This window comes from Romboutsia sp. BSD2780061687b_171204_C1 (assembly GCF_015560225.1).
Taxonomy (GTDB): Bacteria; Bacillota; Clostridia; order Peptostreptococcales; family Peptostreptococcaceae; genus Romboutsia_C; species Romboutsia_C hominis.
Genome location: NZ_JADMRK010000002.1, coordinates 208,337 through 215,935, shown reverse-complemented (window position 1 = coordinate 215,935; position 7,599 = coordinate 208,337). Strand labels below are relative to the sequence as shown.

Annotated in this window: 7 protein-coding genes; all 7 read left to right on the top strand. The window is 24.0% G+C overall.

Annotated features, from left to right (window positions below; all coding sequences use genetic code 11):
- Positions 1-258 precede the first annotated feature (258 nt).
- The 7 genes from I2H23_RS05980 (at position 259) to I2H23_RS05950 (ending at position 7,500) form a co-directional block, all read left to right on the top strand.
- Entirely contained in the window at positions 259-432 is a 174-nt protein-coding gene (locus I2H23_RS05980) for a hypothetical protein (protein ID WP_166505783.1), read from the top strand.
- 257 nt (positions 433-689) lie between these two features.
- Positions 690-1,397 carry a DUF975 family protein gene (locus I2H23_RS05975; protein WP_195237330.1) on the top strand — a complete coding sequence of 236 codons (708 nt, stop codon included), beginning with the start codon at positions 690-692 and terminating at the stop codon, positions 1,395-1,397.
- A 126-nt stretch (positions 1,398-1,523) separates the two neighbouring features.
- A complete protein-coding gene (locus I2H23_RS05970; protein WP_195581298.1) occupies positions 1,524-1,979 on the top strand; it encodes a MerR family transcriptional regulator in 456 nt (151 codons plus the stop codon).
- A 429-nt stretch (positions 1,980-2,408) separates the two neighbouring features.
- The gene (locus tag I2H23_RS05965; protein ID WP_195581296.1) at positions 2,409-3,764 is read left to right on the top strand and encodes an MATE family efflux transporter; all 1,356 of its coding nucleotides are present in this window, start codon (positions 2,409-2,411) and stop codon (positions 3,762-3,764) included.
- A gap of 284 nt (positions 3,765-4,048) precedes the next feature.
- Positions 4,049-4,585: a hypothetical protein gene (locus I2H23_RS05960; protein ID WP_195581295.1), complete on the top strand. Its 537-nt coding sequence runs from the start codon at positions 4,049-4,051 to the stop codon at positions 4,583-4,585.
- A gap of 7 nt (positions 4,586-4,592) precedes the next feature.
- Positions 4,593-5,780 carry a WD40/YVTN/BNR-like repeat-containing protein gene (locus I2H23_RS05955; protein ID WP_195581294.1) on the top strand — a complete coding sequence of 396 codons (1,188 nt, stop codon included), beginning with the start codon at positions 4,593-4,595 and terminating at the stop codon, positions 5,778-5,780.
- 502 nt (positions 5,781-6,282) lie between these two features.
- Positions 6,283-7,500, top strand: a complete 1,218-nt coding sequence (locus I2H23_RS05950) for a hypothetical protein (RefSeq protein ID WP_195581293.1) — start codon at positions 6,283-6,285, stop codon at positions 7,498-7,500.
- Positions 7,501-7,599 lie beyond the last annotated feature (99 nt).

Genomic DNA, 7,599 nt, shown 5'->3' with positions numbered 1-7,599 from the left:
AGGTCCTCAAGCGGAGAATGTAACTATATTATAATATATATATATGTTCGGAAAAAGACACATTATGTGTCTTTTTTTATTGTAATTAAATATTAGTAAAAACATATAAATAAATTTTTACACAGTTAGTTTATATAATATGTTAAAAAACATCTGTTTTAGTGGACATTTATAAAAATTACAAGTACTGTTATAATTAGATTAACAATAGTTATCTGATTTAAAGTATGTATTTAGTTTCATTAAGGGGGATAATTTATGAATTTAACTATAAAGAGAAATATATGTATTTTGATGGGTATTTTATTAGTTACTATTATCAAAATTGATATAATGATTCCGAATATTAATATTTTATTGGCAATAGGTTGTTTTTATAAAGCATATAAGGTTAATAAATTACTAAAAAATAAAGAGAACAAGTCTATTTAGGATAATTAATGTTAATATATTATTCTATTTTATATGTTTAGTGAAACATATTTTTTCGCGAACATATTTAATTTAGTTAATGATATATCTAAACGTATTTGTAATATACTTAAAATTGTACATGAAATTAAAATGACCTATTTATAGGTCATTTTTTATTATATTTTTTAAAATTTAGACTAGCAAATCTTAGAACTATTGGTCATACATTTGAATATATATATATTGTAAGTAAAAGTTTAAGGAGGGATGAGATTTTGACTAGAGTAGAATTAAAACAACTTTCTAAGAGTCAACTTAAAGGCAATTGGAAAACCCCAGTATTAGTCATGTTAGTATATACCATAGCAACCATGGCTCTTTCTTTTATGTCTGAATTTTCAAGTTCAATGGGTATATACTTAATTAGTACAATATTTTTAATTGGATTAGCAATATGGTTTTCTGTAGGATTTGCTAATTTCTTTTTAAGATTTAGCGAAACTGATGGAAAAGCTAAGTTTGATGACTTATTAGTATCTAAAAAATCAATATTAAAATCATTAGGATTATTTGCTTTAATGTTTGTTATAGGAATTGTATTAGGTATTATAATAGTTTTTGCCACATCATCTATGATAGTTTTTAGTGAAAGTGTATCTACTGGTATGATAGTAGGAGCATTAATAGTTGGAGTAGTATTATCTATACCTATTGTTATACTTGAATTAGCTTTAGCTATGACACCATATATCTTTGTTGATAAAGAAGAACTTGGTTTAATTGATTCAATAAGACTTAGTATAAAAATGATGAAAGGTAATAAATGGAACCTATTTGTTATAAACCTAAGTTTTATAGGATGGGCACTTTTATGTATTCTTACTTTAGGTATAGGATACTTATGGTTAGGGCCATATATACAATTAACTATTACTAACTTTTATATAGATTTAGATAATAATTTTAATAAAGTATCAATTTAAAAATAAAAAGGCTGACTTTAATCAGCCTTTTTATTTTATATAAAGTAAAAAACTATATTAAAATAATATAGTTAGATGTGTGATAAAATAAATTAATAATAAAGGAAAGTTTTGGAGGAGATTATTTTGATATTTACTATAGGACAAGTGGCTAAAATGTATAACATAAGTCATGACACACTAAGATATTACGATAAAATAGACCTATTAAAGCCAAGTTTAAAAAAAGATAATGGATACAGATATTACACAATAAGGGAAATAGAATTGCTTGAGATAATATTAGTAGCAAAACAACTAGAAATACCAATAAAAGATATAAAAGAAATTATAAAAAAGGAAGATGAAAGTAGTTACATAGAGTTATTTAAAAATCACAAAAAGTTGTTAGAAGAAAAAATAGAGTATTTGACAAAATTAAAAGATGAAGTACAACACTCTATAGATGTAACAACTCAAATGAAAAACTTTTCTAATAAGACAAAAGAAAAATTTGAAGAGGTATATATAGAAAAAGATATTATATATTTTAATCAAAATGATTATAACTACTTTGGTGAATTTTTAAATAAAAAAATCTAATATTAAAAATAGATAATATTGATAATAAAAATATATTTTTTAATGAAAATATAATTGGGTTTGAACTAGATAATGAAGCCATTAGTAATGATGCAAAATACGAAAAAATTAAATATAGAGGAAATTATATTTTATTAACTCGAAAAGATACTGCATCTAACATAGAAAAGTTTATAGAAGAATGTATAGAAGAAATTTATAAAGATAAAAAAATAGAAAAAAATATAAATGTATTTATGGAATGTTTATTTACACTATTAAAAAAGAGTAAAAAAAATATATACTTCGTAAAAATATATATAGAAAATATTAGATAAAGTCTTGACTATTGAGTTGGTCAAGACTTTATTATTATACAAAGAAAGTAATTCATATATAGTTTATCTTGTATTAACAAATATAAAAATTGATAGATTAGGAGGGGATAATATGCAAGAGAATATATTAGGTAGTGAAAAAATACCTAGATTATTTATAAAATATTCTATACCAGCTATAATAGCTATGGTAATTACAGGCATGCAGGTAGTTGTAGATGGAATATTTGTAGGAAATGTACTAGGACCAAACGCAATGGCTAGTGTGAATATAGCAGCACCATTTATGCAAGTTATAATAGCTTTATCTATGATAATGAGTATAGGATCACAAAGTTATATGGGGCTTAGTTTAGGAGATGGTAATGTAGCTAAGACACAAAATATATTTAAGACAGCTATGATATTTATATTAGTTTTTGGATTTGGTATAACGGTAGTTGGATTTACAATGAACTCACAAATAGCATATATATTAGGTGCTAGTGATATATTATTAAAAGATGTTTCTTTATATATCAAGACACTTTCAGTATTTACAATACCAATGTCTTTAATGTTTTTATTTGGTTTTTCAGGAAGAATAATGGAAAAACCTCAACTTTACTTTTATGGTTCTATATTAAGTTTATTTGCAAATATAACATTAAACTATACATTAATATATAAGTTAAAACTTGGAATTGTAGGAGCGGCAACTGCCACAGGATTAGCATACTCTTTAGCATTTTTAGTTGTAGTGTGGCCTGCATTAAATAAAAAAAACATTATAAACGTATTTGTTGGAAAGTTTGATAAATCTGTAATATTTCCAGTAATATATAATGGTTCATCAGAAGGAATAAATTCAATAGCCACAGCCACTAGTGCATATTTATTCAACATGGCATTTATGAATATAGCAGGAGAGACAGGTGTAGCAGCTTTTACTGCTATAAATTATGTAGCTCAATTTGGCATACTTTCAATGTTTGGTATATCTGATGGTATAGGGCCTATAGTTAGCTACAATTATGGAAGTAAGAAATTTGATAGAGTAAAAGCTATAATGAAATTATCTGACAAAGTTATAATAACTATAGGAATAATAATATTTACTTCATTATTCTTCTTTGGAAGAAATTTAGTTAATATATTTGTAAATGGAAATGAAGAAATATTAAATATAGCATCTGTAGGAGCAAAACTATATGCATTTGCATTTTTTGTAAATGGATTTAATATAGTTAATTCTGGATACTTTACAGCTATAGGATATGCTAAAGAATCAGTAATAGTAGCTTCATGTAGAGGTTTAATATTTATAATTATAGGCATATTTACATTACCTAATATATTTGGAATAAATGGTATATGGATGAGTGTACCTTTTGCAGAATTAATTACCTTATTTATTGGAATTAAACTTATGAAAAAGTCCTATAAAGTTATGGATAAAAAATATGAGATAAGTATTAACGGTGCTTAGAAAAATAAATAGAAAACTATAAACCCTTGTAAATTACAAGGTTTTTTTATTGAAGATAAACAAACTAAAGCTGAAAAGTGGGGGTAAGAAAAAACGACGGGGGGATAAAATATTTAACTAAATTATTTTGTAATCAAATCTTTACCATATATAATTAAAATTAATATATTATGAATATAATAATAAATTTAAAGATATTAAAATAATTATTTAGGAATATAAAAAAGGGATATATTTAACAACTATAATCTTTTATAATGATTAATAAAAATAGGGGGGATATGGTGGAAATAAAATATACAAATAATCGTGAAGATTATATTAAGGGGTATGAAAAAAGTAGAAAGTATGCTTTAAGAAAAGATGTATTTACACTTACATTAACTATGCTAATACTAATGGGAATTACTTTTTACTTTATCAATGAAATGTCTAGCTTTTACAATATAGAAATTACATTATATGTAGGTGTAATATCAATACTAGCAACAATGACTATAATAACAACAATAATTCTTAGCATAATGTCTAAAAAAAACATGCAAAAATTAATTGATAAGCTAGTAGAAGCAAGAAATAGTGCAATAGGCTCTAAATCGATAGAAGTAAAGAATGATATTATTATGCATAAAGGTGAAAAATCATATTGTGAATACAATATAAAAGCTATTGATAATATTTATGAAGAGGATAATGTATTAGTTATTTGTATACAAAAAATAAATCCTATAATACTACTACCTTTAAATTCCTTTGAAAGTGAAGAGGTAAAAAATCAATTTATCAATCTGATAAAACAAAAAAGTGAATATTTAAGGTAGGTGGAATATGAAAAAGAGTATAAAAATTATAATAATTATAATATCAATAATAATTATAGCGTGTTTATTTAGGGTAGGCTATACAATATATAAAAAGCAAGAAATGGATAGTTTAATAGATGTTACAAATAACTTTTTTAATGAATATATAAAAAAAGGCGAAGCCTCATACGAAGAAAAAGGGATGAAAGCAGTTTACACAAACAAAGAAACTGTAATAGTAGCAGGAGATAAAAATGAGTTTGTGGCAATGGTTTACTTTGATGTAAATGTAGATGTAAATGGTGAAAAAGATTTTACATCATCACATCATAAAATGAGAATCAAAAAAGATAATAATGGAAATTACACCTTGATTGATGAAGGCAATATGGTAGATAGCAATGGTTTAAAAGTTGTTAATTACTCAAATAAACAAAAACAAAAAGAGGGATTAAGTGAAATAAAAGAAGAAATAGATATAAATGAAACTAAAAAAATATTAGGAATATATTATCAAATGACTTCAAATGGTCTAAAATTAAGCTATGATAAAAAGAAAAATTGGGTGAGTGTACCAATACCTAATGAGTATTTGATTTCGATTTTTGATTTTGATAATAATAAATTAAAAGAAAATACTTATTATATAAGCCATAAAAAAACAGCCTTTATATCTAATTTTAACTCAGATATATTAATTGTTGTTACAGATGATAAGGGGAAAACTTGGAATGAAATAAAATTAGAGGATGCTTACCAAGGTGGAGATTTATTTATAGGATTTAGTAGTCAAGACATAGGATATTGTGTCATAACTACTGATGTTGCTATGGGTAAGCAATATAGCTATATATACATAACTAATGATGGTGGTAAAACTTATAAGGAAATTGGAAATACAAATGAAGTTTATCCAAGAATAATTACAGGAGTAGGATTTTTAGATGAGAATATAGGCTTTGTTGGATTTAGGTATGAAAGTGATAACAACCCAACTGTATATAGAACTGAAGATTCAGGTAGTACTTGGGAAAAGCTCGATATAAAACTTCCTGATGAGTATATAGGTGACTATGCAACTCCTCTTAATCTTAAATTTGAAAATGATATTATAATGCTTCCTGTAAAACTTAGAGATAGTGATAAAGTAATAAATTTTATATCTACAGATAAAGGTTTGACTTTTAAATATAGTGAAAATATACAAAGATAGTATTTAATAAATGCAATATATTATGAACTTATCTATGCAAAGTATAAAAATAACTGTATCTTATAGCGAAAATATTGAATTTGCTAAGATACGGTTATTTTTATATGCTATTTATCACAAAGTTAGTTAGCATAGTCTAAAATTTAAATTAGAAAATAGAGATAATAATTATGATAACTCTATAAGAGGAATAAAAATTAAAGAAATTAATTTTAAATCAAGAATAAAGATAATGGGCCTAATATCATATGCAGGAAGTGTATTTTATTATTATCTATTACAGGGCTAATATTAAGTATAGAAGGTTTGTTTATTTGTTCACTTTTAATATATTTGGCTTGTAAAGTTATTGGAAATAAACAAACCAAAGCCAAAAAAGTGGGGGTAAGAAAAAACGACGGGGGGATAAAATATTTAACTGAATTATTTTGTAATCAAATCTTTACCATATATAATTAAAATTAATATATCATATATATGATAAAGATTATGGAGGGGTTATGTGGAGTATATATACAAATTTATAGAGTTTGCAGAAGAAAGTGGTATGATAAATTTAATATTTTGGGGAGCTACAATAGCATATTTAATACATATATATTATAAAAAAGAAGAAAATGAAAAATACCTACCTTTAAAATTAGTAGGATTTTTTATACTTGGAGCATTTAGATTAGAATTTGCATTTAACTGGTATCCAATAATAATACCAGCAGGATTTTTATTATATTGGTTTTTATTAAAAAACAAAGAAAGACCAAATAGTATTATAAAGAAAAAAGCGACAATACTAGGAGTTTTAATGTTATATTCAACTATATTAAGTAATGCCATATATGATGTAGCAGAGTATAGAGATATAAAATTTGATATAAAAAATATATCTATGGATACATTAAAAGAAGACTATGAAAAAATAAAAAATGAATTAGGATTATCATTGGACACAGATATAGTAAATTTTGAAGTAAAATATGACAATAACAAAAAAATAAAATTACTAGATATGTATATAGAAGATAAAGAAAAAAATAAATTTGTAAGTATAGTAATATATAATGGCGATTATTTTATAAAACAAAGTAAAATAAGCAACAAAGATCAGATTGTAGAGCATGAATTTAAAACGACAACTGAAGAACTATTAGAAACTATAGATAATATAGAATTAGAAAAATATGATAAAGCAGATATTTATACTATAAGATATGAAAATGATTTAAGTTATATAGAAAATAAAAAAGCATATATAGTTAATTTAGCTGATTATTCAACTACTAAACTATATCCTAATAATAAAATAAACTATGCTAGTGGTATTATGTATATTCCTATGGAAAAATTAAGTGAAGGCTCATGGAGTGACATAGATTATAAATATTATCTAACAAATTATGAAATATTTTCTAATGAGGAAGATTATGAAGATTTAGAAATAACTATAGAAAATATAAATAATAACAAAAGTGTGTTAATAGATGATATATATGAAAAACACAAATTAATGGAAGACCTTAATTCTATACATATAACTAGATGGCACGGAGAAAATGATATAGATTTAGAGCCAGACTTATTTATAAAAGATAATGAAGGAAATAGATTAGGATTATGTAGCAAAGATAAAGGCTTTGCCAGAAGGGATATAGGAGAGACTAGTGTATGGTATATAGTCCCTAGTGATTTATACGACAAAATAAATCTATATACAATGAAATAATAAAATACCTTAGGATAACTTTTATAGTTATTTTAAGGTATTTTATTTTACAAATAAATTATTTTAATGTGACAAAGTCACAGAACTAAAAATTAAAAA